The following is a 586-nucleotide window of genomic DNA, read 5'->3' on the forward strand; positions in this document are numbered from 1 at the left end:
TCGTTAAGGTTGTGCTCCAGCAACTCGGCGCTAACACGAGCAATTCATCGGGAACGTGCCGTGATGCTTCGGAGACGATTTCCAGCCCACGGTTGACGGCAAGCTTGTTCAAAGTCCGCTAATGTCTTACCGGTCGTGTGGCTCTGAATGCCTTCAATTTCTTCCAGCATTTCCGCCAGAACAGGCTCTACTTTTCGCTTTACCATCAAAATGCTCGAACAGCCGATTGGTCGTTGTCGCGGCGAAGCATGGGATGGTGGCTATTGCGAGTGGTCACATCGACCTCTATGGCCAGCTTTTCTTCAAGAAACTGCTTAACCCCAAGTAGGTCCAGACGCGAGAACTTTTTGGAAAGGTCTTAATCAATGAAAACGTCTAAATCGCTGGAAGAGCCGGCTTCATCCCGCGCTGTTGATCCAAATAGATAAGGCCCGTCGCGCCCATGCCGTTTATGGCGCGATCGTGCTTCTTTAAGCGTCGGATGGCAATGGTTCGGTCCATGACCCAAATGTTATAACAACCTCCGAAAACCATCTACATGCTTTACCTATTACAGACCGGGCGACATGATCGGGCCAAAGAGAGC

The 586-nt window shown here is 50.9% G+C and carries 1 protein-coding gene; it reads right to left on the minus strand.

Annotated elements, in window-relative coordinates:
• Window positions 1–358: 358 nt before the first annotated feature.
• Window positions 359–508, minus strand: coding sequence for a nucleotidyltransferase domain-containing protein (locus AB4Z23_RS27920; RefSeq protein WP_323131579.1), 150 nt, complete (start codon window positions 506–508; stop codon window positions 359–361).
• Between the last annotated feature and the right edge of the window lie 78 nt (window positions 509–586).

The sequence above is a fragment of the Agrobacterium sp. MCAB5 genome (assembly GCF_052114365.1).
GTDB lineage: Bacteria > Pseudomonadota > Alphaproteobacteria > Rhizobiales > Rhizobiaceae > Agrobacterium > Agrobacterium tumefaciens.